Raw genomic sequence first — 22,452 nt, 5'->3', positions numbered from 1 at the left:
AGGAACCAGCGATGACGAAGGTGACCGGGAAGCTGATCGGGGCTGCCGCTCCGCAGCGGGTGGAGATGGTGGCCACGCTCGTCGACGTCACCGGTCAGCCCGCCGTCGGCTACGTCCCCACACTGGCGGGGGAACTGGTCCGGCCTGTTCCGATCACCGCGCAATCGGACGGCGGCTGGGAAGTCCAGCTCACCCCGAACACGCTCATCGACTCGGTAGCGGGGGACACACTGTGGGCGGTCCAGGAAGGCCGGACGAAGGACGGAACGCCGGTCCTCACCCACATCCTCGTACCGGAGACCGGCGAGTGGTGGCTGGGCGACCTCCGCGTCGACCTCGGCGACACCCCGACCGGCGGCGGCACCGTCATCTTCGTGCCCGGCCCGGAAGGCCCCGAAGGACCGGCAGGTCAGGACGGCGCCGACGGAGCTCCGGGCGCGCCGGGGGCGCCTGGCACGCCCGGAGAAGACGGGGAAGACGGCGCATCCGCCTACGCCGTAGCCGTCTCGAACGGCTTCGAAGGCACGGAGCCGCAGTGGCTGGCCTCCCTCGTCGGCCCCCAGGGCGCGGCCGGACCACCCGGGGAGGACGGCTCCAACGCCGACGCCGAGGCCTACACCGACTCCGCCATCGCCGCGGAGATAGGCCGAGCGGACACCGCTTACGACCCGGCCGGAACCGCAGCCGCCGTCGCCGCACCCATGGAAACCCGCCTGGACATCATCGAGGACACACTCCCCGACAAGGCCGATAAGGCAGGGACCACGTTCACCGGCGAGGTCATCATCAACGGCGCCGACCTGAGCATTCTCGGTACCGGAAAGGGATATCGGTTCCGCCGCGGCGGCGACGGACTCGACCTCGAAGCCACTGGCAGGGACCTCATCGTCTCCAACTGGTCCGGGCCCGACTTCGACGGCACGCAACGCTCCTACTTCCGTCTGTCCGCGGACTCACAGAACGTGCAGATCGCCGGCCGCGTCGAACACGTCAACGCCCTCTACGGCGCAGCGATCCACACCATCGACCCCGGCGCCGGCGTCATCACCGCGGGCGCCGTCCTCCGCGTCAACAACCACGATGCCCCCGCCGGCCACCCTCTCGGGCAGGGAGGATCCGTCGAATCCCTGTCGGTCCTGTCGTCGTTCGCGGGCGGCGAGGACGAAGGGCAAGCCGGACAGTTCGACTCCACCGGCCGCATCAACCTGTACAGCTACCAGCGGGCCGACGTCGGCTCCTACGGCGAGACCGTACGCAAGTTCGCCATGCGTAGCGACGCCAAGACCATGGAAGCGTTCTACATCCCGGTCGACGCGACGAAGAAGGGCGGCTACGACCCGAGCACCCGCGACCCGAAAGCGTCCGGCGTCTCCTGGAAGCCCGTGGTCTGGGCCGGATCCCACTACGAGGCAAACAACCACGCCTCCATCCACGGACACTGGGAACTCGAGATCGCCGACCTCACCGGCGCCCTCCAAGGACGCCTGGAGATCCCGTTCATCGACCAGGCCACCGACAGCACCAAAGCCCTCGACCAGGCCACCATCGGCGTCGCCTACACCAACATCCGAACTAACCTTGCCGACCTGTCCGTCCGCGCCCAGAACCAGACCGCCGGACCGTACACCGGGCAGAACACGTGCTTCCGCGTCGGCGGCAACAACACCGTGAACAAGGACATCGCCCTCTCGATCTCCTCCGACATGGGCACCGTCGGCCGCAGGTGGATCCTCCGCGCGAACACCACCACCGAAGCCGGCAGCAACACGGGAACCGACTTCCAGATCCGCCGCTACGACGACAACGGCGACTTCCTCGACGCGCCCCTCCACATCGACCGCGCCACCGGACGTATCGGCGTAGGCGGCGCGACATCGCCGACCGCGCAACTCCACGTGCAGCGCGCCACCGGCCAGGTCCTCTACCTCGAAGCCCAGGCCGCCACCCAGTCCGCGATCCTCGTCCAAGGCATTGACGCCACCGTCAAAGCCGTCCAGACCCAACTGGCGGGAGACACACAAAAACGCTTCCAGGTCCTCGCGGACGGCGCCCACTCCTGGGGGCCGGGCGGCACCACCGCACCCGACACCACTCTCTACCGGTCTGCGGCCGCCACCCTCCGCACAGATGGTGCGCTCATCGTGTCCGGCACCCTCAGCCCCAGCGCCTTGCAGATGACCGGCACCACCATGCAAACCCTCACCGGGTCCGCCGCCACCACCGACAAGATCGGCATCCTTGTCAACGCGGACAGCTTCGACCGTTTCCGGCTCCGCGCCGACGGCCAGATGAACTGGGGTGACGGCGCCAGCGCCCGCGACACCAACCTCTACCGCGCAGCAGCAGGCCGCCTCAAGACCGACGGCGCCCTCCACGCCACCACCAGCATCCTCGTCAACACGACCTCCGTCGCAGCAGGTGTCGGCGTCATCGGCATCGCCAACGCCACCACGCTGCCAACCGGCACCCCGTCCGCAGGCGGCGTCCTCTACGTCGAAGCCGGAGCCCTCAAGTACAAGGGATCCGCCGGAACCGTCACCACACTCGCCCCCGCCTAGGAGAACCGCATGCACAGCCACCACACCGACGAAGGCGCCCCGTCCGCATCCGCGCCGACGGCGAACCCGGAGGCGGTCGACGAGGCGACCGCCCGCGCAGTCATCGCACAAGCCGAGCAGCGCCGCGTCCAGGCCTGCGCTGAGGAGCTCCACGCGGTACTCGCCAAGCACGGCATGAGCCTGGAGGTCACCCCCGCAGAGATCGTCCTGGTGCCGCGCGGATAGCCACCTACGGCGCGACTCGCCCGTTGGCGTTGAACGCGGCGTAGGTGAGCGGCATCAGCCGGGCCCACTCCGCTTCCATCAGCTCGGCGACCATGGCGATCTCCCGTTGGGGGCTGGACGGAACTTTGGCGGCGGGGTGGGTGGTGCGCAGGCCGAGGAAGTGCATCAGTGACCGAGCGTTGCAGGTGGCGTAGCACGAGGAGAACAGGCCCACTGGAAGCACGGACCGGGCCACCTCCCGGGCCACGCCGGCGGCAAGCATCCGCTGGTACGCGCCGTAAGCGTGCCGGTAGGCGTCCATCATCACGTTGTCGACCAGCTGGTGCTGTTCTACGGTGCTGGGCTCGAACCGGTAGTGGCCGGCCTTCCCGACCTGCACCAGGTTCCGGTCCGCGCCCGGGACGTAGAACACGGGCTCCATCTCTCGGTACCTGGCACTGGCCTCGTTGTACGACCAGCCAGCCCTGTGGCGGTGGAACTCGCGGAACACGAAGATTGGCGCGCTGATGAGGAACGTCATCGACGTGTGTTCCCAAGGCGATCCGTGCCGGTCCCGCATCAGGTAGTTGATCAGGCCCTTGGACCGGGCGGGGTCCTTGTCGAGCTCGTCGAGGGACTGCTCGCCGAGGGTGGACACGCGGGCCGCGAACAGGACGTTGGCGTCGGACGCGGACGCCTTGACCAGTTCGACGGTGACGTCGCTACGGAAGACCGGCTCAGGGGCGATGTCGGGGGTGGGGGCGTCGGGCACGGGCGGGCTCCGTTCGGGAAGAGGGGCGGTACGACCAGTGTCGCCGTGCCCGCCCGCACCGTTCCCCCCGCACGCTCGTACGATGGCGGACATGACCACGCCGACCTCCGACAGACCCAAGCCCCCAGCCCCTGAGTGCGCTCCGTCGCAGGTCGGGCCGTGTACGTCGTGCCAGCAGCCGACACACCGGTACGGCTCCGGCGGGAACCCGCTGTGCGTGGTCTGCCAACGGGAGCTGGAAGCCTGGCGGGCCGGCCGCGGGTAGGCGCCGCCGTCGTCCGGGATGTCCTTGCGGGTGTGGTTCTTGTCGACAATGTCGTATCCGGGCACCGGGCAGCAGGACGGCCCCCGCCGAAGCAGGGGCCGTTGTCGATCTCTTCACCGGTCAGTGGCGGGTCTGCCACCACACGATCAGCAAGCTGACCGCGCCGCTCCCGACGCCGGACGCCACGCCGCGGACCAGGTTGTCCTGAACACTCCGTGCATGGCGTTTCCGCCATTCACGCAGGTGGCGGACCCTACAGTGCCACCACCTGTTCAGGGGGTCCGGCTCCTTGTTACCCTGCATTGGTTACTCCTGTTTTTTCGCAGAACTCGGGATTGACATCAGCTAGGAGCCCTCCTGACGTTGGCCTAGGAAACTCGCGTCGGGTTCGGGCTCCTTCTGCTTTTCTCAGTGTATGGAGGCGCGCAAGCAGAACTCCCGCACGAAGTACGTCACCTGAGCACTCGTCGTGCCTCGTCGCCTTACGTCGTACCGTCCAGTCCCGCGCAGTCCGGGCCAGTCCCGCGAAACACCCTGCAAATCTGGAGGAACTACCCCCTCCGTATCCTCTACTGTGACTGTCGCCACATTGCCCGTGCGTGCCACTTTCCTCCCTCTCGTCGGACGTCCGAGTAGCGATGCACGAACGGTAGGACAGATCGCGAATCCCCGTAGGCAGGGGCTGCAATTCGCAGCCACCCGGAGCCATCGACGCAGGTAAGTTGCGGGAAGCGCAGGGCATCCGCGGTAACTCGGCAGCACCTCAGCAGCACCCGTTAGTGGCCGCCAAGCGTCTGTGACCTGCTGCTCCGAAAGTTGACCAGATTCAGCCGCTGCCGGGTAGCCTCCACGACGGTGCCCCGGCTGCTTTCCTCAGCCAGGGCACCGTCGCGTTCCGAGGTCGGCGTCCTCATCTCTCGGCGGTCTCACGGATAACGGCAACGTGGGCCAGTCGCGCATAGACCTCAGCCATTGCGATGGCCCGGTCGGAGTCCGCTCCGCTCCTGTGAACGGCTTGCTCCAGCAGCCGCTCGGCTTCGAGGGTGCATTCCAGTGACGTAAGCGGGATGGCTGCCATGGTCGGTGTCCTCACTTCTCGGTGACGTGCTCGGCGGCTTGGGCGGTCCGGATCTCGTTGGCGGTGACGGTCTCGAAGTGCCACCATCGGCCGCCCTCCCACTGCTCGACCTTCGCGGCCTCGGCAGGGCTACCAGCGCCCAGGCTGGCGCGGATGAAGGCGTACGTCTTCTGCTCACTGGTGAACGACGACGTGGCCTCCACTTCCGGGCCCGTCACGGTCACGCGCCACGGCTTCGAGGGCTTCCTCACGGGCACGGTGTCCTCACTTCTCTCTCTTCATCGTCTGCCGTTTCGGGTGCTGCGCCCGCCACGCGTCCACTCCCTCCTTGGGCCAGAGGGACGTCCGCCCGATCTTCTTGGGCTTCGGAAAGTCCGGTGACCGGTTGGCCAGGTTGTAGAGGCTTTGGCGGTTGATGCCGAGCCGTTCCGCTGCTTCGTCGGAGGTCAGGTAGCCGGTCAAGTCCATGGGATCAGCGTAGGCGGGGCGGAGTAGCTTGACTACTGCTACGCTTAGAGTAGCTCAACTACTCGTCACTGTCTCCACTTCGGGAGGGCGGCCTTGAGGACACTTCACGAACGGATGGCCAGCAGCCTGCTGGACCAGATGCTCTACAGCCCAAGCGCCGCACAAGCCTTGGCCCAGACTCGCCAGGACCTACGCAATGACCGGATACCCGCCGCCTACAGAGACCGCATCGGCCAGACACAACGCCGGGCCGCCTACTGGCCTCCGGTACAGGCTGCGGCCTTCCTCCGTGTGCATACCGGGTTGATGTCGGGCGAGTTCGCGGTATCGCTGCTGGAGGTAGGGGAGATACCGGTAGCCGACGCCGCGCGAGGGATAAACGCAGAACGACTCCAGCGGTTACATCCCGCATTCTCCGCACGGTTGAGTACCGACCAGGCAGGAGCAGACGCCGACGGCGAACTGCGCTGGTCGCAGACGATCCGAGCGCAGCGCTCAACGGGTAAGGCCTCCACTGAAGCCGATGGCGGACGCACCCGGCCCGAAGTGGTGCCGTTCGAGATCCCTCCCGGATGCATCCCTTTGGAGGTCGGATCGACCTACCCCAGTAGGACCCTGATGCATCTGATCAAACACGGCGGTGTTGCGCGCTGGCCCTATGAATCGACCGTGGTCGCCCTCATGTGGAACACCCAGGCTGGAGGAACTGTATGACCACCCCCAGCACGCAACGGGCCTATGCCATGCAGCGCAGCAAGTTTGAGGAGTGGTGCGGAGGCAGAGGCCAGACCCCCCGCCCCTGCACGGCGGATACGTTCCACAGCTACATCGACTATTTGATCAGGGAACGCCGGATGTCCCCTAGCACGGTGGACCTCGCCTGGTACGCGATACGAACGTGGCAGCCTCACGGGCACTGGTTTGACACCACTCTGACTCGGGAGATGTGCACGCGCTGGAAGATGGAATGGCAGTCGTCGCCCAACCGCCGGACACCGGACACCGTGCCGATCGATGAACTCAACCTGAGGGCGATGCTGGCCACTTGCCGTGATGACCCTTCCGGCCTACGCGACGGCTGCCTTCTCACGTTGGCTTGGGGAACGGCCAACCAGGCGGAGGAGTTGTCGCGATGCACGGCGGACGCCGTGCGCCTGGTGGACGACGGTGTCCGGGTTCAGATGCCCGGAGCGGAGACCAGCGTCTTCGTGCGGGATAGCGGCGACATGGCAACCAGTGTGGTCAGGTTTACCGACGGCTGGCTGAAGACACTGGGCGGTCTCGGACCGGCTGAAGGTGCTCTGTTTCGTCAGATCGACCGCTGGGGGAACATCTCCGGGAAGGCCCTGCTACCCGGAGGCATCGACGTCGTCGTTCGCAGCCGAGCCAAGGCAGCGGGTATGGAGACGACAGGGATCAGCTTCCGAAGTCTCCGTATGGGAAGAGTGGCCCTTCGCGGGGCGTCCGACTTCACAGAGGAGGACGTGGCGACCTTCGGCCGGTGGGAGCCGCCAGAGTTCGACGTCCTGTATCTGGATCGCTAGCGTCCGACGGCACGATCGGTCTGGGGGATGCGCATAACGTGTGTTATGGATGATCGACGCTAGACTCAGATCATGACGGCTGAGGATGACGAGGCGACCGGACGCCTACTCGTAGCCGCTGCACTGCACCACGGAATGCAGCATGGCGCGGCAACAGCAGAAGCGGCACAGTGGCTAGCAGAAGACTGGGACCGCACTGGCCGCATCGAGGGCTTGATGTTCGCCGTAGTCATGGGGTACGCGCTTGAGCACGCCGCCCCCGACGAACAAGAAGCGCTGCGCCGCTGGTTCACGGAGTTGACGGCACGATGACTGAGCACGCTGTCACCGCTCGGCCCCGCGCCGAACTGGCCGCACCCGGCTCCGCCGAAGAGGCCCTGTACTGGCTCCGCGACACCCTCGGCACCGTCGCTCGCCGCAACCCGAGAACACGACGCCTCGGTGAACGCCGCTACCGCCTCGAACTCCTCGCCGAAGCCTGCGACCGCGACACCTTCCTCCTCATCACTAGCTGGCTCGGCTCCGAAGCCGTCCCCGCCGTCACCTCCAAGCAGGCGTACGCCGACGACATCTGTCTCTGGGCCCAGGTGGCACGGGAGTTGGGCGGACACGACCGCTTCCACGTCGGGGCCATCACCCCCGGCATTATTGAGACCTGGACCAAAGTTCAGAAGGCACAGGGCCGGGCGCCGCGCACCATCAACCGGCGCCTGTCCGTCCTCACCGCACTCACCCAGTACGCCGGATGGAAGCGCAAGGAGACGATCGCCTCCCCGGTCACCAAGTACGACCGGCCCAAAGTCGACCCGAGAGACGAGACCACGGCCACACCGATCCTGGAGGTCCCAGAGTTCCAGGCCGTCGTCAATGCCGCCGCCACGCCCCGCCAGGCCCTCGTGCCCGTCCTCATCTACACCCTCGCCGGCCGGGTCACCGAGTGCTGCACCGCCCAGCTCTTTCACCTGAAAACGACCGGCGGCGTACGGAAATTGGACCTGTCCCGCAAGGGCGGCAAGGGCCGGGTGTGGCCGCTCCCGGAACGTCTGTGCGCCCTCATCGACGTTTCCACCGCCGACCGCCCCGAGGGGCACCTCCTCCTGGACGACGACGACCGCCCCATGGACCGGCACGCCGTCGACCGCCTCCTGAACCGGCTCGGCAAAGAAGCCGGCGTACTCCCCGGCCGCGACCTGACCCCGCACGTGCTGCGCGCCTCGAAGCTCACGCACATGCACGACGCCGGCGACCCTGTTGAGGAGATCCAGGAGTACGCCGATCATGCCGCGATCGAAACAACGCTCCGATACATCCGGCGTCGGGACGACTCCGCCCGAAAGGCCAAGCACGCTGCGGCCGCAGTGGCGGTGTACGACCACCTGGTGGACCGGTTCGTGCCCGTGCGCTAACCAGCGTCGTCCGTTACGCGACGTCGAGGAGGGCCCAGACTTGGCGGCCTTCGGCGGTGACTTCGGTGCCGCAGCTGACCGCGCCCAGCTCCTGGAGCTGGGTCAGAACGGCGTCGCTGGCACCGACGGCAGTGGGCTGGTGGGACAGAGCGAGGATGAGAGCCTGCCGGTCCTGCTCGGCGAGGTGGAGGCTGATGTGGCGGCCGCCGTCCTCGACGACCGTGGCCACGAGGAGACGGACGACGTCCTGAAGGGTGGCGGGCTGGCGCAGCCCCCACTTCGTGAACCGTTCGGCGACGTGCGTGACGGCCTTCTTCGCGGCCCAAGGCTGGGCTTCCAGAGACCAGGTGGCGCCCTGCCGGTTCGCCATCACCCGCCGTCCCCGTAGCGTCGGCACCTGTACCGGGTACTGCATGGTGCGCTCGGGTGGGGGCGGGGACGGTGGCCGCTTGGGTGGTGGCGGGGTTTTGGGCGGGTAGTCGGGGCGCGGCTTGATGGCGTCGGGTTCCGGTGTGGGCATGCCGGCCTCCAGGGCATAGAGCAGCGTTCCGCTCTCATCGTAGGAGCCGGGGTCAGGTCGTGTCCGGCGTGTCCCAGTATCCGGTGGAGCGGATGGCGTCGAGGTGCTGTTCGGCTGCCTCTTCCATGGCGGCGAGGACGGCGAGCGTCGCAGCGTCGTAGACGGCAGGAGTGGCGTCGGGCTGGCGCGGGGCGAGGTCGGTCACGGGGCCTCCATTCGGGTACGGTACGGGGCGATGCCCCGGCTGCTTTCCTCAGCCGGGGCATCGCCACAGGGTGTGGTCACTTCTCGCGGAGAATGCTGGCGTACTCCGCCCGCGTGGCGCCCTCCGGGATCGGGGGCAACTGCGCCGTCTCAGCGGGGGTGACCGGCCGACCTTCGCTGCTTGCCAGTGCCATTACGGCAGCGGCCGTGCTCATCGGGGCGGACGGGCTGACCCGTTCCAGGCCAGCGGCCATCTTCTGGAACGTGTTCATCATCAGGCGCTCCTCCTTCATGGGCTTATGCGGCCGATGTTTGCTTGGGCTCGGGCAGGTGGAGGTCTACTACCTTCGGCTGCACCGCATCGGCGACCTCCTCGCATCCGACCAATGCGCTGGCGAAGTGCGGGCGCTGGGAGAGGTAGCTCCTGGCGGCCGTCAATTCACGCCGCCGCTCGGATAGGGACAAATCCTCGAAAGAGCCATCGAGGCACCAGCCGTTCGGTTCGACCTTGACTCGCCCCTGATCGTCGACCGACGCGTCCAGCCAAACGGGGAGGCGTCGCTGCCACCACCCCAGAGAGCGGGGGAAGTTCGGCGCCTGGATCAAAGCCTGGTCAATGAAGAGCGAGTGCTCCACTGCGTACTCCCTGCCCGTAGGTTGCCCCTATGCCTCTATATGCCCTCTAGTTTGGCCTAGTGACTTGGCAGTGTCAAGCCATTCGGCCTAGCGACTTGGCCAAGACGATGGCATGATGTGCCGCATGGACACCGCGAAACTCGAACTCGCTGCCCAGCGCTACAGGGAGGCTGAAGCGGCACTCGACGCCGCCCGGACGGACCTCCGCGCCGAAGCCGTAGCCGCCATGCGCCAGGACCCCAAGCGCGGCGACCAAGCCGAGGTTGCTCGCATCACTGGATGGACGCGTGAGCAGATCAGGTTGCTCATGAAGGCGGCAGAGCAGGAGTCGGACAATCGCCCCAAATAGCTCCCGCGATATGGCATGTTATGAAGACCCGGCCAGGCCAGCCGCTCAAGGTGCGGGCACGTCCCAGTATCCGGTGTGGGCGATCGTGTCCGCGGTGACCGGCGGGGTGCGGTCGGCGAGGAGGGGGTGGGTGGCGGCCATCTGCCCGACGACCTTGTTCACCCAGCGGGACTGCAACGGGCGGCGCATGTCGTTCAGGAGCAGCCGGTACTCGCCGGGGTCGACGGGTTCGGGGCGGACTTTCAGGTAGTCCTTGATGGCGGCGCCGGTGAGCGGCTCCAGCACCCACTGCTTGCCGACGTTCTCGTGGTCGTCGGGGGCACGCAGTTGCCAGGTGCCGTCGGGCTGGGGGTAGAGGTGGCGTTTGTCGACGCGGACGACCTGGGCGGGGCGCAGGCCTTCGAGGAGGAGCCAGACGGCGAGGCGGTCGCGTTGGTAGTGCTTGGCGTGGTGGGGGCCCCAGCCGCCGATGACGGCGAACAGTGTTGCACGTTCCATGCGGTCGAGGCGGTTCTTCGCGCCCGGGGGCCGGGGGACGCCGGAGCGCAGGGCGGTCAGGTTCGGGGGGAGGGTGATGAGTTTCCGGTCGAACGCGGCCTCGTAGTACTGGGTGAGGGCTGAGATGCGGCGGTCGTGGGAGCGGGCGGCGTCGGGGTGCTGTTCGGCGAGGTAGCCGAGGGCGTCGGGTCCGTTGAAGGGCCGGCCGTTCAGGTAGGGGGTGAGGAAGCAGTCGGCGGCCCAGGCGGCGATGTCTTTGGGGCGGGCGGTGAGTGCGTCGACGGGGGGCTGCTGTCGGGTGCACCAGGTGAGGAAGCTGCTGATCTCGCGGAGGTATTCGGCGCGGGTGGAGTGGCGCAGCACGGAGCCGGCGAGCCAGGTGTGCAGCAGTTCCTCAGCGTCCATGCCCCATAGTGTGCCCGCCCCGAAGATCAGTTACAAAACTTCCGGGCTACCTCATCCCAAGTGCTGGGGTGGTTGCGGTGTGCGGGGAAGTGCGGGGCGGGGTCGCGCGTGTGCGGGCTGGAGGGTGGTGGCCTCTGAAGTTTTGTAACCAGTTCGATCTTGGGGTGCCGGGGGTCGGACCGTGTCCGGCGCGGGACCGTGAGCACACGCTATGACGGATCCGGCAGGACGTTCCCCCGGCTCGCCTGCGCTGTGGCAGTGTGATCGTCATGCCGACCGCAGCAGACAACCCCGACGACAACGACGAGCGCGCCCGGGAAGCATTCGCCCGTGCCTTCACCCCGTCGCTCGTACGCGCCCAGCAGGCTTTCGCCCAGATGAACGCTGGCCAGGCAGAGCAGATACGCCGGTCCCTCGTTCCCATGACGCAGGTCCAGCAGAACTGGGAACGGTTCGTCCGTCAGACGCTGCTCCCGGCGGAGGAGGAACGCCGGCGCATCGCCCGGCAGGCGTTGGGCCGGTGGGCGCAGGACTGGCAGGCCACGTGGACGGCGGCGCAGCGTCAGAACCTCGCGGCGGCCCGCATCGCCGCCCAGGCCGCCGTCGACGTCGACACCAGCGGCCTGACCCGGCTGCTGCGCGACATGGCGTCCTGGCAGACCCTCACCGAGCAGCAGCGCGCCGAAGCCGCTGCCGTCGTGGAGGAGACCTACGAGACGACGCCCGCCGCCGACGTCCCGGACGACCTGGTCACGGAGATGGAAGACGCGGTCCGCGACTTCACCGCGGGAGACGTCGAGTACGTGCCGATCGAGGTTCGCCGGCACTCGTTCACAATGTTCATCGGGATCACGGTCCTGATGACGCTGATGACGGTGGCGTTCACCAGCGACACCGCGGACGCGGTGATGATCAAGGCGATCGAGCTGAGCGCGGTGGCCGGCATCGCGATGGTCGCCGCGGGGAAGGCCTTTGACCGGTACACCGGCAAGGAAGACGAGGGCGTCGCGCAGCAGGACTGATCCCAGGGCTACAGGCCGGGTATGGGGTCCTGTTCGACGTCGTGCCGGTCGTAACCGGTGCGGGCGTCGGGATCGCATTCCTCCCCGTACCCGCGCAGCCTGGAGACGCTGTCCGTCAACTCCCGTCGGCAGCCGCGGCACCACACGCGCCGGCGCGGCCCGGCAGGAACCTCGGGGAGAGCGGTCTGCTGCTGTCGTTGTCCCATGGGTTCCAGTGTCTTCCCAGGAAGCGGTGGCACGTTGGCAAGGTCGCTGGCTACAATCGCCTGACCTGATCAGCACGCTTGGCCACCAACCCCGGTACAGGGCGGTGGCCTTCGGTGTATCCGAATGATCAGACGGACGGGCGGGCTGCGTCTTCAAGGGCCCACTGCTCCTCGCGCTCCCGCAGCTGGCATTCGAGGTTGAAAGCGCCCTCGTAGTCGCGGTCCTCACGAGCCATGGCCATCGACTCGCTGTAGCTGCTGCGGATCTCGTTGCGCTTCGCCTCAACGGCCGGGCGCTCCAGCTCCCAGACGCGACCCTTCAGGCGGCGGATCTCCGCGTCGCACGACGCCACGGTGCTGGCCCAGTTATCGGCGAGTGCCTTCTGCTCGGCGTCCGCGACGACCATGTAGGCGCGTAGCGCGTTCCGGTCCACCTCCCGGCCGGCGGCCAGGGCTGCGTCCTCCCAGCGGGTTTGGCGCTGCTCGTTGGTCTCGAACTGGTCGAAGGTCGAGCCCGGGTCGGTTGTGTTAGTCATCGGTGTTCCTTACGCGGCGAGGTCGGTGTCGGACGCGGTCAGCTTGCGGCGGGGCCGGTGGTCGGCGTCGTCGGGGTCGCGTTCCAGCTCGTAGATGTAGAGGGCGTCGACGTCGTCGACCGGGGCCGGGTCGGGGCGCTCGTAGGTGGTGGGGGCCGGCCGCTCCAGGACGTAGGCGATCCGGTGGACCGTGTAGCTGATGACTTTGCTGAGGTCGAAGGCGCGCTGCGCGGTGCGGATGGTGGGGTCGGTCTTCATCTGCTCGTTGCGCAGGCGGCACATGGCCACGATCTCGTAGTCGCCGGTCTTGGCGTGGATCTCGTGGATTTCGATCGTGCGAATCGTGAGGTCGCCCTTGCTGTCCACGTAGGTGATGGTGACGGCTCGGCGGTTGTCGAGGGCGCGAAGCAGGTCGGCGAGGGTCTTTCGGTCGGTCTGCCGGTTGGTGTGCTTCATCGGGTGCCCCCTTGGTTGGTGCGGTGGTTCCACCCTAGCCAATCAAGCATTGCCATGCAATGCCTTTGCCGGTACTGTTGTGGTCACCGGGACACCCCGTTCCGGCCGCCATACCCGTACGGCATGGCGCGGCAATGCTGATTGGAGGACACTGGCGTGGCAAACGCCCCCACGCGCCCGCCTGGCCGGCCCCGGTCCGAACGGCGCACGCCGAGAGGAACCCGAGTGGCCCGCCCCCTGCGAGACCGCCTGAAGACCGCCGCCGAGCTGCTCCGCACCGACGGGCACCCCGACGCCGCGATGGACGTGGAAGCCGTGTTGGCGCCGGGCGGGTGGACGCTGCTGCGGGACACGAAGCCGTCCGGTACGGACGTCGTGTCGATGCCGTTCACGATGGACAAGCGGCTGAAGGACGCCCTGATGGCTGCGGCGCAGGACACGGGCACCGTGTTGTCGGCTGCGGTCGTGGAGGGCTGGGAGGCGTTCCTGGCCGGTGAGTTCGTGCCGCCGAAGGTGCGTCAGGTCCGTGGTGCGGCCGGCTATTCGAAGACGACGTTGACGGTGACGGTCCCGGAGGAGTTGCGGGATCGGGTGTCTGCCCGGATTCCGCAGGTGATGGAGGAGGCCGGGTATCGGATCACTCTGTCGTCGATCGGGGTGGAGTGGCTGATGGAGGAGCTGGGTGTGGAGCGCCCGCTCGACTGATCGGCGTGTGGGTGGGGGCCGGCTTGGACGCTGGGCTGGCCTGACCCCCGTGTACATCGCGCACTTTTCTTAGGAGAGACCCTCATGGCGCTAGCCGTTGAGGCCCCCGCCAGCACGACGGCGGAGGGCCTGACCTCGCACACCCAAAACCAGGCCCAGCCGACCATCTATGAGTTGATGGCACGGGTCATGAACGACGTCAGGGACGTCGGCAAGAACGGCTTCAACGACCACCAGAAGTACAAGTTCCGCGGCGTGGACGACTTCATCGGTGCCCTAGCGCAGCCGCTCCGGGATCACGGGGTCTTCATGATGACGGAGATCCTGGACTTCCAGGTTTCGGTCCGGGGGAAGATGAACGCCGTCCATATGCGGGTCGCGTTCCACTTCTACGGTCCCACGGGTGACAAGGTCACGGCGACCACGCTGGGCGAGGCGTCCGACACCGCGGACAAGGCGTCGAACAAGGCGATGTCCGCGGCCCTGAAGTACGCCTTGATGCAGACGTTCATGATTCCGGTGGATGCCGGATCGCTGGACGACGGGGACCGCGACCACCCGGAGGGGCAGGCTTCTCCGGCGGACGGGTACATGCAGCGGCTGCGGAAGCCTGCGGTGTGGAACAACGTGACCGCGCTTCAGGCGATGCACACGGAGGCGAAGGCCGACGGTCTGCTGAACGCCAGGGTGTATGCGCCGGGCGGCGATGAGACGACGCTCGGGGAGCTGATCGTGGCCCGCGGTACCGCACTGAAGGCGGAGGCTGCGGAGCGTGAGGCGCGGCAGGCTGCCGAGGCGCCGGCGGTGGCTGCTCAGGTGGTCGCGGAGACGGGTTCCGGCGCGCCCACCGACGGGTCCTCTGGAGAGGCCGCCGCCGAGGCTGCGGGTCCGGGGGCGCCGAGCGAGTATCTGGCGAAGCTGCTGCGGCAGGTGTCCGACTGCTGGAACAGCAACAACCTGCTGATCTTCAACCAGATCGGGGAGGACGGCGCCCAGCACGGGGTCTTGGACGAGGAGTTCACGGACAAGCGCGGGGTCGTGACTACGTTGCGGAAGGTCCTGGACGACCGCATCGCCGAGATCCAGGCCGCGCAGGGTGGCGACGCGGAGAGGAGTGCCGCCTGATGAATGGACACCGGGTTGGCGCTGGCATGCGCGAGCGCTTGTACGCGTCGACCGTCGACACTTTCGATGAGGCGGCCGACCTGGACTACATCGCCATCGAGTACGCCCTGAACGCTGAGCCTGTGAGCCTCACCGTCGCCGAGAAGATCCACGCGGCACGGATCCTCGATAGGCGCGGTGTGGCCACGAAGGAGATCGGCAGGCGCGTCGGGGCCGACTCGTCGACGGTGACTGGGTGGAAGGAGAACGGGTGGAAGCCGGGCGGTGCCCACCCGAAGACGCGTAAGCGCACACCGCGGCCTGAGCCGAAGTGTGGCGAGCCGCGCATGTACCGGCGTCATCTGAAGAACGGTGAGCAGCCTTGCGATGCATGCCGTGCCGCCAACGCGGCTGCTGACCGTCGTTACCGGCTCACCGGTAGCCGGGGGGAGGCAGCGTGATCCGCCTCCCCGGGACAGCACCAGCCAGCCTTACCCCAGCTGGGCGGCACGCGGCAATCGCTGAGTTGGATGGTCAGGGCTTTTCCGCTCGTGCAATCGCCGACCGACTCGGCTGCTCGCAGCGCACTGTCCACCGTTCTCGCGCCCAGCGTCGGGCGGCGGGTGACGACTGGACCTGGGCAGAGCCTGAGCCTGACGAGGCGGCGATCGAACGGGCTGCCGCTGGAGACCCGCCCGCGGGCCTGACGTGGGTGGAGCGGCGGGCTGCGATCGCCCGGTGCGACCAGTGGGGCCTGCCAGTACGGGTGACTGCTGAACGGGTCGGCTGCTCGCGGCAGACCGTCTACTACGCCCGCAGCCGCCGCTCCGCTGCCTGAGCTACTCAAGTCCCCGACCTGGGGCACCTGCTTTATCTCATTCCTACTGGCCTGTGGGCCGCATGGAGGTTTCGTCATGCCTGATTCCAGCCGTTTCCCGGGGCTCGTGTTCCCGCTGCTGTTCCTGCTCGCCCTGGTCGTGGTGCCGCTGGTGCTGTGGCTGAACGCGCATGTGGCGCGGGCCCGCACGTCCGAGCGGAAGCCGGACAGCGGCCACCAGACGCCGCGTCCCTGACTCGACCCTTGTCCGTCCCCGCCCGCCTTCCCAGAGAAAGGGTGAGTGCCGTGCACGTCCGAACGTTCACTGCCGCCGCGGCACTCGCCGCGGCGGTTTCCGTATCCGCGGCCATCGTGCTGATGCAGTGCCGCTACCGCCGACTGTCGCGTGTGGCGACCGCGGAGCGGCTAATGGCCGGCTGCGAGACCCGGGACAACGCCGAGCTGCGGCGGCAGGTCCTCGAGTTCCATGACTTTCGCCGGCGTATCGACGAGGTCTTGGCGGAGCACGCCCCCTGTAGGGGCGGCGAGGCCGTCGACCAGCCCTTTGCTCATTCGACCCGAATAGACCCGCGCACGGAGGGAGGTCCGGTATGACCGGCGCCACCAGCAGCAAGCAGAAGCCCTTGTCGGTTGAGGCCGCGCGTACGGCGTGGGTGGAGCACCCGCATTTCAAGTACCGCGGTTGTGCTCCGGACTCGGATAATCCGCAGCGGATGGCGGGGAATCCGGATCTGCATGTGGGTGCGCATCACGAGCCGGATGCGTGGGCGCCGGAGACGCAGAGGGAGCGCCGGGCCCGTGAAGGGGCCGCGGTGGAGGTGTGCTTGTCGTGTCCGGTGATGGTGCTGTGTGACGCGTACGCGAACAGCATCACGCCGGAGGGGAAGCTGGCGGAGGAGCGTGGTGTGTGGGGTGGCCGGACGGGGTTGGAGCGTGGCAGGGCTCTGATCCGGGCGCGGCATGCGCTGCCCGCGGCGCCGGCGAACCGGTTCGAGACGCCGCAGAAGCGGGCGGTGCTGCGGGCTTTGGCCGTGGTGTGGGATCCGTTCGAGGTGGCGGCCGCGGCGGAGGTGGAGTTGCGTCGCTGGTCTGCTGCTGAGGGTCGTGTCTTCGACTGCCGGATGGATGTGCGGACGGCGAACTGGCAGCGGTCCTCGCTGGTGCGGCTGCTGGGGTTGCCGAAGACGGCGTCGCGGGCGCAGCTCCTGGAGGCTGCCGCCGGGCGGGGGCTGCTGGATGGGGTGCGGGTGGTGGCGGATGACGGGTCGGTGCCGGCGGTGCCGCCGCCGACGAAAACTTCGGCGCCTGCCCGCCCGTACCAGTTGCTGCTGCCGCTGAAGGTGACGGAGGCAGCCCTCGAGCCTTCTGTCCGCCCACGTCGTTCCCGCCGGTCCCCGTCGCGTGTCCCGGTCGTCCGTGTCCCGACACTGGACGACGCCCTCGCCCCCGTCCCTGTCCTGTCGTTTCCCACTGCTCGATGCCTGGAGGCTGCCGCGTGACCACGCACATCCCTGAGACGAACCCTGTCCCGTCCGATGACGCGGAGGAGGCGGCGGCGTTCGCGACGATGCAGGCCGACGCCACGTTCGCGGGCCGGAACATGGGGGCTGGGGCGCACATCGCCGGGATCCTCACGGGTGCGCAGGCGGCGACGGCCCCTACGCCTGAGGCGCTGTTGAAGGATCTCTGGCCGGGGGTGGATCCGGCTGCGGTGTTGGCGATCTATCTGCGGGGTGTGGAGGTGGGGTGGCGTGGTGCGCAGTGCTATGAGAGGCCGCTGCGGTTCGGGGCGCAGTTGGCGGAGGTGCAGGAGCGGTTGGCTGTGGCTGGTTTTGAGGCGATGCGTGGGTTGGTGGCGCGGTCGCGGGAGTTGGCGGGTCGGGGGTCGCATCCGGCGGATGGTGAGGCGGCGCGGGAGCGGTGACGGTTCGTCAAGTGGTGTGACAAGTACGACGAGCGACACGTAAGGGAAGGGGAGGGACACGTGGCATGGTCAACCGGTAGGCTGAGCCTTGCGTCAGACGTGCAGTCAGTTGCGAGGCTGTGTGGCTTTCGCTCCGAACAGTCGGAAGCCCCCGCTGCCACCTTGGTGGCTGTCCCGGTTTGCGAAGCCGGAACGCGAGGGCTGTCGACACCACACCGTTGCGACACGAATGAAGGTGCCGACGTGGCAAAGAGTACCCGGGGCTATCCCCGTTCAGACAGTGAGACCCGAGACTCCGCCGTGAAGATCACACCGGCGTCGAGTGTTTCGGCCACTGTCCCGTCTACCTACTCCGTCGCATGACCGCCCGAGACGGCGTTGTCGCCGTCTCCGACGGCACCATGCCGTGCCCCATTCCCTCACCGGACTCCGGGCATCCGTGCGTGAAACAGATCCCGGCCGGATGGACGGCTGAGGAAGGCCACGCCGGGGGGCACTTCTGGCAGGACCCGGCGGTAGCCCAGATGGAGGCCCGAGGCGTTCACCGCGACCCGGTGTTGCTTCTGTCTGGTCAGCCGACGCCGTGGCATGAGCCGGAGGACTGCACGCCGGACTGCTGGCAGTGGCGAGGTGCCCGATGAGTGCCGCGCCTCACGACCACAACGCCGCGGACACGTTCGACCCCACATGCCAGCGGTGCCGCGATGGATGGCAGACCGCTTTCGATCAAGCCCAGTGCGACTACCTGGAGCCCCAGTTCGTCGTTGGGCAGACCCCACCCACTGAGGGAGATCAAGTGACATAGCAAGTAGCTGGGGCGGGAGGTCTCCTGCTCCCCCTGCCAAGGGGAGCGTCCTCAACCGCCTGGCCGCTGGATCCGTTTGGTGGCGCCAACCACCTGCCGGAATTCACGGCCTCGTACCACGGCCCGGATTGCTAGTCCGAGCTAAGGCCCATCGGGTGCCACCCCGAGGGCGAGTTGCTTCTCACCGAAGCCAGCACCGCCGAAGCGGGGCCTTTTGTGCCCTCAACCACTCAGTGAAGGCGAGTACATAGTGCCTCAGCGCACCCAGTCTTGTCAGCTTGGCAATCCCACGCCGGGCGATTCGCGGCTTATCTCCCCCCGCACGGGCGACACCCCGCACCCCCAGCCCACACCCGACACGCACACCCCCACCCCTGAAACCGAACACCTGACCGATTACAGTGACGGTCAAGGTCGTGGCGCGCGGCTCCTGGTGACCGCAGCTAGCCAGTGGCTGCACGCCACGGCCGGCCGCATCGCCACCAACGCCCACTCGTGGATGCAGGCCGTCCACTGGATCGCCGACCGCGCCGCCAAGGGCGACTACACGCCCGCCCGCGCCAACGGCCCCAAGTGGGGGCCCACCACCCTCGCCATCGCGGAGGAGATCTCTCGCCTGAAGGAGTGCCGGCCCGGCATCGACTACCTCGCCCGCAAACTCACGGTGTCCGTCCGCACCGTGAAGTACCACCTCGGGATGCTCCGGGAGACCGGCCTGCTCGTGTACCGCTCCAAGGGCACCCGCATCCGAGGCGCTGGCGGCCGTGCCTCAGTCTTCGAGCGGACCATCCCCGCCTCGTTCGACGCCGAGCACGGCATCCGCACCATAGGCGAGGGTGCAACGCGCCGCCCCGTCGGCGCCGCCGCGGAGGCCCGGAAGGCTCTGGGGAAGCTCGCGAAGAAGGCCTCCAGGAAGGTACGCCGCAACCGCCGCCGGACCCCTGTTTCAGGTCGAGGGCGTTGCACCCTAATGCAGGGTGGTACTTCTGGCACTTCTTCTGCGGCTGGTACTCACTCCCCCCCTGAGAGCAAGCTCGCAAGCGGGGAAGGCAAGTCCCCCACCCCGAAGTCGTCCAAGCGTGGCCCGCGCTCCCTGAACCTGGTCGGCCGCCGCTACCAGCTCGCCCGTGAACTGATCCAGACCGTTCCCTGGCTCAACCGAGCTTCTGCGCCGCGGATCGCGTGGATCGTCCGGCACGTCGCCGACGCCGGCTGGACCGCTCTCCAGGTGCAGGCTGCTGCCGAACGGCTTCCGCTCCCGGAGCGTGGAGCGTTCCGCCCGTCGGGGCTGCTCGCCTCCCGGCTCGCGTCCTGCCACCTGCTGTACAACACCCCCGAAAGGCGCCGCGTGCTGGTGGAAGACTGGCAGGACTCCCGCCGCCAGGAGCAGGACCGCCACCAGGACACCACGCTCACCGACCTCGCTGAGGGGCCTCGGAGTGTGGCTGCCCGCCGGGCCATGGACGAGGCGTTCGCCGCGATCAGTGGCCGTCTCGCCGCTGACACCACGCTGGTCGAAGCCGGCCCGCTGGTCCTCGAGGACCTGAGCAGGGCCGAGGTCGCCGCGATGCGTGCCGACGCCATGCGCGACCCCAGCCTGATCCTCGCCTCCCTCGACCTCCTCGGCGAGCGCGACACCCGCCGCCTGTACACCAGCCGCCTCGTCGACCAGACCCTCGCCCTCGAAGCCATCAACGCCCGCCGCACCAACCTCGCCCCCGCCTTCTGAGGAGACCCCGCCATGGCCCGCGACGAACTCGCCCAGACCAAAGCCCTGCTGCGCCTCGCCCAGCAGCACGCCCACCGCACCGACGCCGAACGCGCCGAAATGGAAGCCCGCCTCCACACGCAGCAAGCCGAGACGGCACGGGCCCACGCCCGTACCGCCCGCACTCACGCCGAGGCAGTCAGCACCCAGGCCGCGCTCACCGAAGTTCGCCGCTTCTGCCAGACGACCGTTGACGGCTCGGTCCGTGTCCAGGCTGTGGAGCAGGCCCGGGACACCCTGGCTGTCATCGACGCCATCACTGGCAACGATCCGCTGCCCGGCGATGCCGCCTGGCACTCGGTGTGGCTCCACGGCAACTGGCGCTACCTGACCAAGCAGATGTCCACCCCGGAGCGGGAGCACGCCGCAGACGCAGTCGCTCGGTACAGCGTCCACCTCAACGCCGAAGACCCCGACCTCGAGGCCGAGGTCACCGACCTGCGCTGGTGGAGGGAATGACCATGACCGACACTCCGCAACTGTCCGGGATGGACCTCGCCCGGCTCGCCCTCAAAAACGCCCGCGCCGCCGCCCCAAAAAACCCGTCCACCGGACCCGCCCGCAGCAAAACCAAGCGGACCCGCCGCACCGGCAGCGGACGCGACCCCGTCAACCTCGCCGCCGCCATCACCGCACTCGGCGCCGACGTCCCCATGGACGCAGGCCTCGCCGGCGGCAGCATCCTCGACCAATGGCCCACCCTCTGCCCCCAGTACGCCGAACACGTCCAGCCCGTCCACTACGACGAAACCCGCGGCCGCCTCGACCTCCGCCCCGCCAGCCACGCCTACTTCACCCAGCTCCAACTCCTCGGCGGACAGCTCGCCAAGCAGATCAACGACAAGATGGGCCGGCCCGTCGTCCGCTCCATCCGCGTCCTCCCTGTCGGCAGGATCACCACCCCCCAGGCCGCGCCCGTACCCGAAGCGTCCGAGCCTGAGGCGCCGGTGAAGACGCGGGAGTCCGCCTCGCCCGGATACCGGGCCACCCTCGAAGCTGTCCTCCAGCACCGCCCCGAACGGCAGCCCACCGACCCGTACATGCTCGAGGCGATCGCCCGGCAGGAAGCCGCCGCCCGCACCAACCGGCAGCCAGAGACCGAGCACCGCGACGCCGAATGGGAACTCAACCGCCTCACCGCGGAAGCGGACGACCGGAACGAAGCCAGCCGTCAGGCCGCGATCGCCCGCGCCCGACAAGAGAAGGCCGGCGGCGAACCCCGCCGCCTCTTCGGCGCGGCCTGAGGACGCTCGCCATGCTCCTCGCCCTCATAGGCATCACCGGATCCCGCGGCTGGACCGACATCCAACTCCTCGAGGACACCCTCCTCGACACACGCCACGACGCCCGGCAGATCGGCTACGACGACATCGAACTCATGCAGGGCTGCGCTGAAGGAGCCGACACCCTCGCCGGCCAGTGGGCGCTCCGCAACGGCATCCTCGTACGCGAGCGTCCTGCCGACTGGGAAGGCTCCTGCGCCCCCACCTGCCAGCCCGGCCACCGTAGGCGCCGTCGAGGCGGCGGCGACTACTGCCCCGTCGCCGGACACCGCCGCAACCAAGACATGGTCGACGAACGCCCGGCCATATTCCTGGCGTTCTCCTCCCGGTGCACAGCCCCCCGGTGCGCGAACAAGCCCGTCCACGGCTCGCACGGCACCGACGACTGCCTCCGCCGCGCCCGCGCCGCCAGCATCCCCGACCGCACCATCACCGACTGGGAAGAGGGAACGATCCCCGGAATGTGAGGCACCGTGGTGCGCGATCACCGAGCACGATCGGAGCCGCGCATGCCCCACCCCCACACCGACAACTGGCACGCCCTCGAGGAAGCCGACGAACGCACATGGCTCGACCAGTGGGTGCGCGGACAGATCGACCCCGACACCCTCCACCCCACCGAGCCCGCACTCGCCGCAGCCTGAGGAGCCCCCAATGACCACCACCGCCGCCCCCGAGCTCCCGCAGCCCCGCGCCGTCTTCCAGCACGGCGACCTGTTCGTGGAGCCCGTCTACGAGGACGGCCAGCCCTACGCCGAACCCGACGACGAAGACGACGACGAGCCCGCGATTATCACGCCGTGATAATCCACCGCCCCGCGTGAGCCCGGCCGCCAACTATCACGCCGTGATAATCGCGGACCCCTCCAGCAGCCCGGCCCGGATTATCACGGCGTGA

At 68.2% G+C, this 22,452-nt stretch carries 32 protein-coding genes; 21 read left to right on the top strand and 11 right to left on the bottom strand.

The genetic code is table 11. The annotated features are described in order from the left end of the window. Nucleotides 1-11 precede the first annotated feature (11 nt). Together ACIP2X_RS37780 and ACIP2X_RS37775 are read left to right on the top strand one after the other, a co-directional pair. Nucleotides 12-2,558, top strand: a complete 2,547-nt coding sequence (locus ACIP2X_RS37780) for a hypothetical protein (protein ID WP_401682892.1) — start codon at nucleotides 12-14, stop codon at nucleotides 2,556-2,558. A gap of 9 nt (nucleotides 2,559-2,567) precedes the next feature. Next, on the top strand, nucleotides 2,568-2,783 hold the full coding sequence (locus ACIP2X_RS37775) for a hypothetical protein (protein WP_401682889.1): 216 nt from the start codon (nucleotides 2,568-2,570) through the stop codon (nucleotides 2,781-2,783). Nucleotides 2,784-2,787: 4 nt separating this feature from the next. Here the strand turns inward: ACIP2X_RS37775 and thyX are convergent, their stop codons facing one another. From thyX to ACIP2X_RS37760, 3 genes are all read right to left on the bottom strand, one after another. Next, nucleotides 2,788-3,627 (bottom strand): FAD-dependent thymidylate synthase, encoded by an 840-nt coding sequence (gene thyX / locus ACIP2X_RS37770; RefSeq protein ID WP_401682886.1) that lies wholly within the window; start codon nucleotides 3,625-3,627, stop codon nucleotides 2,788-2,790. Between the two features lie 1,261 nt (nucleotides 3,628-4,888). Continuing rightward, nucleotides 4,889-5,128: a hypothetical protein gene (locus ACIP2X_RS37765; RefSeq protein WP_401682883.1), complete on the bottom strand. Its 240-nt coding sequence runs from the start codon at nucleotides 5,126-5,128 to the stop codon at nucleotides 4,889-4,891. Between the two features lie 13 nt (nucleotides 5,129-5,141). Continuing rightward, entirely contained in the window at nucleotides 5,142-5,345 is a 204-nt protein-coding gene (locus ACIP2X_RS37760; protein WP_401682880.1) for a helix-turn-helix transcriptional regulator, read from the bottom strand. A gap of 114 nt (nucleotides 5,346-5,459) precedes the next feature. Here ACIP2X_RS37760 and ACIP2X_RS37755 point away from each other — a divergent pair, with 114 nt between their 5' ends. The 4 genes from ACIP2X_RS37755 to ACIP2X_RS37740 all read left to right on the top strand — a co-directional run bounded on the left by ACIP2X_RS37755 (nucleotide 5,460) and on the right by ACIP2X_RS37740 (nucleotide 8,295). After that, entirely contained in the window at nucleotides 5,460-6,059 is a 600-nt protein-coding gene (locus ACIP2X_RS37755) for a hypothetical protein (protein ID WP_401682877.1), read from the top strand. Then, nucleotides 6,056-6,889, top strand: a complete 834-nt coding sequence (locus ACIP2X_RS37750; protein WP_401682874.1) for a hypothetical protein — start codon at nucleotides 6,056-6,058, stop codon at nucleotides 6,887-6,889. Before ACIP2X_RS37755 ends, ACIP2X_RS37750 begins: the two co-directional genes overlap by 4 nt. Nucleotides 6,890-6,961: 72 nt before the next feature. After that, complete coding sequence (locus tag ACIP2X_RS37745; protein ID WP_401682871.1) at nucleotides 6,962-7,201, top strand: hypothetical protein; 240 nt, start codon at nucleotides 6,962-6,964, stop codon at nucleotides 7,199-7,201. After that, nucleotides 7,198-8,295, top strand: coding sequence for a tyrosine-type recombinase/integrase (locus ACIP2X_RS37740; RefSeq protein WP_401682869.1), 1,098 nt, complete (start codon nucleotides 7,198-7,200; stop codon nucleotides 8,293-8,295). The genes ACIP2X_RS37745 and ACIP2X_RS37740 overlap by 4 nt, the downstream gene beginning before the upstream one ends. A gap of 13 nt (nucleotides 8,296-8,308) precedes the next feature. Here ACIP2X_RS37740 and ACIP2X_RS37735 read toward each other — a convergent pair whose 3' ends face one another. The 4 genes from ACIP2X_RS37735 to ACIP2X_RS37720 all read right to left on the bottom strand — a co-directional run bounded on the left by ACIP2X_RS37735 (nucleotide 8,309) and on the right by ACIP2X_RS37720 (nucleotide 9,655). Continuing rightward, on the bottom strand, nucleotides 8,309-8,815 hold the full coding sequence (locus tag ACIP2X_RS37735) for a hypothetical protein (RefSeq protein ID WP_401682866.1): 507 nt from the start codon (nucleotides 8,813-8,815) through the stop codon (nucleotides 8,309-8,311). Between the two features lie 52 nt (nucleotides 8,816-8,867). Continuing rightward, entirely contained in the window at nucleotides 8,868-9,020 is a 153-nt protein-coding gene (locus ACIP2X_RS37730; RefSeq protein WP_401682863.1) for a hypothetical protein, read from the bottom strand. 76 nt (nucleotides 9,021-9,096) lie between these two features. Then, nucleotides 9,097-9,312, bottom strand: a complete 216-nt coding sequence (locus ACIP2X_RS37725; protein ID WP_401682860.1) for a hypothetical protein — start codon at nucleotides 9,310-9,312, stop codon at nucleotides 9,097-9,099. A 4-nt stretch (nucleotides 9,313-9,316) separates the two neighbouring features. After that, a complete protein-coding gene (locus ACIP2X_RS37720) occupies nucleotides 9,317-9,655 on the bottom strand; it encodes a hypothetical protein (RefSeq protein ID WP_401682857.1) in 339 nt (112 codons plus the stop codon). A gap of 124 nt (nucleotides 9,656-9,779) precedes the next feature. Between ACIP2X_RS37720 and ACIP2X_RS37715 the strand changes: the two genes are divergently transcribed. After that, a complete protein-coding gene (locus ACIP2X_RS37715; RefSeq protein ID WP_401682854.1) occupies nucleotides 9,780-10,004 on the top strand; it encodes a hypothetical protein in 225 nt (74 codons plus the stop codon). 45 nt (nucleotides 10,005-10,049) lie between these two features. Here ACIP2X_RS37715 and ACIP2X_RS37710 read toward each other — a convergent pair whose 3' ends face one another. Continuing rightward, nucleotides 10,050-10,907 (bottom strand): hypothetical protein, encoded by an 858-nt coding sequence (locus tag ACIP2X_RS37710; RefSeq protein WP_401682852.1) that lies wholly within the window; start codon nucleotides 10,905-10,907, stop codon nucleotides 10,050-10,052. 269 nt (nucleotides 10,908-11,176) lie between these two features. On the opposite strand from ACIP2X_RS37710, the gene ACIP2X_RS37705 reads away from it, so the two are divergent. Beyond that, nucleotides 11,177-11,929, top strand: coding sequence for a hypothetical protein (locus tag ACIP2X_RS37705; protein WP_401682850.1), 753 nt, complete (start codon nucleotides 11,177-11,179; stop codon nucleotides 11,927-11,929). 8 nt (nucleotides 11,930-11,937) lie between these two features. Here the strand turns inward: ACIP2X_RS37705 and ACIP2X_RS37700 are convergent, their stop codons facing one another. The 3 genes from ACIP2X_RS37700 to ACIP2X_RS37690 all read right to left on the bottom strand — a co-directional run bounded on the left by ACIP2X_RS37700 (nucleotide 11,938) and on the right by ACIP2X_RS37690 (nucleotide 13,127). Next, nucleotides 11,938-12,135 carry a DUF6011 domain-containing protein gene (locus ACIP2X_RS37700; protein WP_401682847.1) on the bottom strand — a complete coding sequence of 66 codons (198 nt, stop codon included), beginning with the start codon at nucleotides 12,133-12,135 and terminating at the stop codon, nucleotides 11,938-11,940. A 128-nt stretch (nucleotides 12,136-12,263) separates the two neighbouring features. Then, nucleotides 12,264-12,671: a hypothetical protein gene (locus tag ACIP2X_RS37695; RefSeq protein ID WP_401682845.1), complete on the bottom strand. Its 408-nt coding sequence runs from the start codon at nucleotides 12,669-12,671 to the stop codon at nucleotides 12,264-12,266. Nucleotides 12,672-12,680: 9 nt separating this feature from the next. Continuing rightward, the gene (locus ACIP2X_RS37690) at nucleotides 12,681-13,127 is read right to left on the bottom strand and encodes a WYL domain-containing protein (RefSeq protein ID WP_401682842.1); all 447 of its coding nucleotides are present in this window, start codon (nucleotides 13,125-13,127) and stop codon (nucleotides 12,681-12,683) included. A 225-nt stretch (nucleotides 13,128-13,352) separates the two neighbouring features. Between ACIP2X_RS37690 and ACIP2X_RS37685 the strand changes: the two genes are divergently transcribed. From ACIP2X_RS37685 to ACIP2X_RS37625, 13 genes are all read left to right on the top strand, one after another. Continuing rightward, nucleotides 13,353-13,832 carry a hypothetical protein gene (locus ACIP2X_RS37685; protein ID WP_401682839.1) on the top strand — a complete coding sequence of 160 codons (480 nt, stop codon included), beginning with the start codon at nucleotides 13,353-13,355 and terminating at the stop codon, nucleotides 13,830-13,832. Between the two features lie 84 nt (nucleotides 13,833-13,916). Then, nucleotides 13,917-14,957: an ERF family protein gene (locus ACIP2X_RS37680; RefSeq protein WP_401682836.1), complete on the top strand. Its 1,041-nt coding sequence runs from the start codon at nucleotides 13,917-13,919 to the stop codon at nucleotides 14,955-14,957. A 26-nt stretch (nucleotides 14,958-14,983) separates the two neighbouring features. Continuing rightward, on the top strand, nucleotides 14,984-15,397 hold the full coding sequence (locus ACIP2X_RS37675) for a hypothetical protein (RefSeq protein WP_401682833.1): 414 nt from the start codon (nucleotides 14,984-14,986) through the stop codon (nucleotides 15,395-15,397). Continuing rightward, on the top strand, nucleotides 15,394-15,774 hold the full coding sequence (locus ACIP2X_RS37670) for a helix-turn-helix domain-containing protein (protein ID WP_401682830.1): 381 nt from the start codon (nucleotides 15,394-15,396) through the stop codon (nucleotides 15,772-15,774). Before ACIP2X_RS37675 ends, ACIP2X_RS37670 begins: the two co-directional genes overlap by 4 nt. Before the next feature lie 76 nt (nucleotides 15,775-15,850). Continuing rightward, nucleotides 15,851-16,009 carry a hypothetical protein gene (locus ACIP2X_RS37665; RefSeq protein WP_401682827.1) on the top strand — a complete coding sequence of 53 codons (159 nt, stop codon included), beginning with the start codon at nucleotides 15,851-15,853 and terminating at the stop codon, nucleotides 16,007-16,009. Nucleotides 16,010-16,364: 355 nt separating this feature from the next. Continuing rightward, complete coding sequence (locus tag ACIP2X_RS37660; RefSeq protein ID WP_401682824.1) at nucleotides 16,365-17,273, top strand: WhiB family transcriptional regulator; 909 nt, start codon at nucleotides 16,365-16,367, stop codon at nucleotides 17,271-17,273. Then, nucleotides 17,270-17,698, top strand: coding sequence for a hypothetical protein (locus ACIP2X_RS37655; protein ID WP_401682821.1), 429 nt, complete (start codon nucleotides 17,270-17,272; stop codon nucleotides 17,696-17,698). Before ACIP2X_RS37660 ends, ACIP2X_RS37655 begins: the two co-directional genes overlap by 4 nt. Nucleotides 17,699-18,936: 1,238 nt before the next feature. After that, nucleotides 18,937-20,232, top strand: coding sequence for a transcriptional regulator (locus tag ACIP2X_RS37650; protein WP_401682818.1), 1,296 nt, complete (start codon nucleotides 18,937-18,939; stop codon nucleotides 20,230-20,232). A 12-nt stretch (nucleotides 20,233-20,244) separates the two neighbouring features. Continuing rightward, on the top strand, nucleotides 20,245-20,730 hold the full coding sequence (locus tag ACIP2X_RS37645) for a hypothetical protein (RefSeq protein WP_401682815.1): 486 nt from the start codon (nucleotides 20,245-20,247) through the stop codon (nucleotides 20,728-20,730). Between the two features lie 2 nt (nucleotides 20,731-20,732). Then, complete coding sequence (locus ACIP2X_RS37640; protein ID WP_401682812.1) at nucleotides 20,733-21,515, top strand: DciA family protein; 783 nt, start codon at nucleotides 20,733-20,735, stop codon at nucleotides 21,513-21,515. Between the two features lie 11 nt (nucleotides 21,516-21,526). Then, entirely contained in the window at nucleotides 21,527-22,021 is a 495-nt protein-coding gene (locus ACIP2X_RS37635; protein ID WP_401682810.1) for an SLOG family protein, read from the top strand. A gap of 42 nt (nucleotides 22,022-22,063) precedes the next feature. Then, the gene (locus tag ACIP2X_RS37630; RefSeq protein WP_401682807.1) at nucleotides 22,064-22,198 is read left to right on the top strand and encodes a hypothetical protein; all 135 of its coding nucleotides are present in this window, start codon (nucleotides 22,064-22,066) and stop codon (nucleotides 22,196-22,198) included. Between the two features lie 10 nt (nucleotides 22,199-22,208). Further along, nucleotides 22,209-22,358, top strand: coding sequence for a hypothetical protein (locus ACIP2X_RS37625; RefSeq protein WP_401682804.1), 150 nt, complete (start codon nucleotides 22,209-22,211; stop codon nucleotides 22,356-22,358). Nucleotides 22,359-22,452 lie beyond the last annotated feature (94 nt).

Origin of the sequence: Streptomyces sp. NPDC089424, assembly GCF_044749345.1 — a bacterium.
GTDB lineage: Bacteria > Actinomycetota > Actinomycetes > Streptomycetales > Streptomycetaceae > Streptomyces.
This window is presented reverse-complemented; position numbering and strand designations above follow the sequence as displayed.

What these genes read in the sequence shown, in the direction of transcription:
- ACIP2X_RS37780 (WP_401682892.1), top strand. Translation starts at nt 12, where the DNA reads ATGACGAAGGTGACCGGGAAGCTGATCGGGGCTGCCGCTCCGCAGCGG.
- ACIP2X_RS37775 (WP_401682889.1), top strand. Translation starts at nt 2,568, where the DNA reads ATGCACAGCCACCACACCGACGAAGGCGCCCCGTCCGCATCCGCGCCG.
- thyX (WP_401682886.1), bottom strand. Translation starts at nt 3,627, where the DNA reads ATGTCCGCCATCGTACGAGCGTGCGGGGGGAACGGTGCGGGCGGGCAC.
- ACIP2X_RS37760 (WP_401682880.1), bottom strand. Translation starts at nt 5,345, where the DNA reads ATGGACTTGACCGGCTACCTGACCTCCGACGAAGCAGCGGAACGGCTC.
- ACIP2X_RS37755 (WP_401682877.1), top strand. Translation starts at nt 5,460, where the DNA reads ATGGCCAGCAGCCTGCTGGACCAGATGCTCTACAGCCCAAGCGCCGCA.
- ACIP2X_RS37750 (WP_401682874.1), top strand. Translation starts at nt 6,056, where the DNA reads ATGACCACCCCCAGCACGCAACGGGCCTATGCCATGCAGCGCAGCAAG.
- ACIP2X_RS37745 (WP_401682871.1), top strand. Translation starts at nt 6,962, where the DNA reads ATGACGGCTGAGGATGACGAGGCGACCGGACGCCTACTCGTAGCCGCT.
- ACIP2X_RS37740 (WP_401682869.1), top strand. Translation starts at nt 7,198, where the DNA reads ATGACTGAGCACGCTGTCACCGCTCGGCCCCGCGCCGAACTGGCCGCA.
- ACIP2X_RS37735 (WP_401682866.1), bottom strand. Translation starts at nt 8,815, where the DNA reads ATGCCCACACCGGAACCCGACGCCATCAAGCCGCGCCCCGACTACCCG.
- ACIP2X_RS37725 (WP_401682860.1), bottom strand. Translation starts at nt 9,312, where the DNA reads ATGAAGGAGGAGCGCCTGATGATGAACACGTTCCAGAAGATGGCCGCT.
- ACIP2X_RS37715 (WP_401682854.1), top strand. Translation starts at nt 9,780, where the DNA reads ATGGACACCGCGAAACTCGAACTCGCTGCCCAGCGCTACAGGGAGGCT.
- ACIP2X_RS37710 (WP_401682852.1), bottom strand. Translation starts at nt 10,907, where the DNA reads ATGGACGCTGAGGAACTGCTGCACACCTGGCTCGCCGGCTCCGTGCTG.
- ACIP2X_RS37705 (WP_401682850.1), top strand. Translation starts at nt 11,177, where the DNA reads ATGCCGACCGCAGCAGACAACCCCGACGACAACGACGAGCGCGCCCGG.
- ACIP2X_RS37700 (WP_401682847.1), bottom strand. Translation starts at nt 12,135, where the DNA reads ATGGGACAACGACAGCAGCAGACCGCTCTCCCCGAGGTTCCTGCCGGG.
- ACIP2X_RS37695 (WP_401682845.1), bottom strand. Translation starts at nt 12,671, where the DNA reads ATGACTAACACAACCGACCCGGGCTCGACCTTCGACCAGTTCGAGACC.
- ACIP2X_RS37690 (WP_401682842.1), bottom strand. Translation starts at nt 13,127, where the DNA reads ATGAAGCACACCAACCGGCAGACCGACCGAAAGACCCTCGCCGACCTG.
- ACIP2X_RS37680 (WP_401682836.1), top strand. Translation starts at nt 13,917, where the DNA reads ATGGCGCTAGCCGTTGAGGCCCCCGCCAGCACGACGGCGGAGGGCCTG.
- ACIP2X_RS37675 (WP_401682833.1), top strand. Translation starts at nt 14,984, where the DNA reads ATGCGCGAGCGCTTGTACGCGTCGACCGTCGACACTTTCGATGAGGCG.
- ACIP2X_RS37665 (WP_401682827.1), top strand. Translation starts at nt 15,851, where the DNA reads ATGCCTGATTCCAGCCGTTTCCCGGGGCTCGTGTTCCCGCTGCTGTTC.
- ACIP2X_RS37660 (WP_401682824.1), top strand. Translation starts at nt 16,365, where the DNA reads ATGACCGGCGCCACCAGCAGCAAGCAGAAGCCCTTGTCGGTTGAGGCC.
- ACIP2X_RS37645 (WP_401682815.1), top strand. Translation starts at nt 20,245, where the DNA reads ATGGCCCGCGACGAACTCGCCCAGACCAAAGCCCTGCTGCGCCTCGCC.
- ACIP2X_RS37640 (WP_401682812.1), top strand. Translation starts at nt 20,733, where the DNA reads ATGACCGACACTCCGCAACTGTCCGGGATGGACCTCGCCCGGCTCGCC.
- ACIP2X_RS37635 (WP_401682810.1), top strand. Translation starts at nt 21,527, where the DNA reads ATGCTCCTCGCCCTCATAGGCATCACCGGATCCCGCGGCTGGACCGAC.
- ACIP2X_RS37630 (WP_401682807.1), top strand. Translation starts at nt 22,064, where the DNA reads ATGCCCCACCCCCACACCGACAACTGGCACGCCCTCGAGGAAGCCGAC.
- ACIP2X_RS37625 (WP_401682804.1), top strand. Translation starts at nt 22,209, where the DNA reads ATGACCACCACCGCCGCCCCCGAGCTCCCGCAGCCCCGCGCCGTCTTC.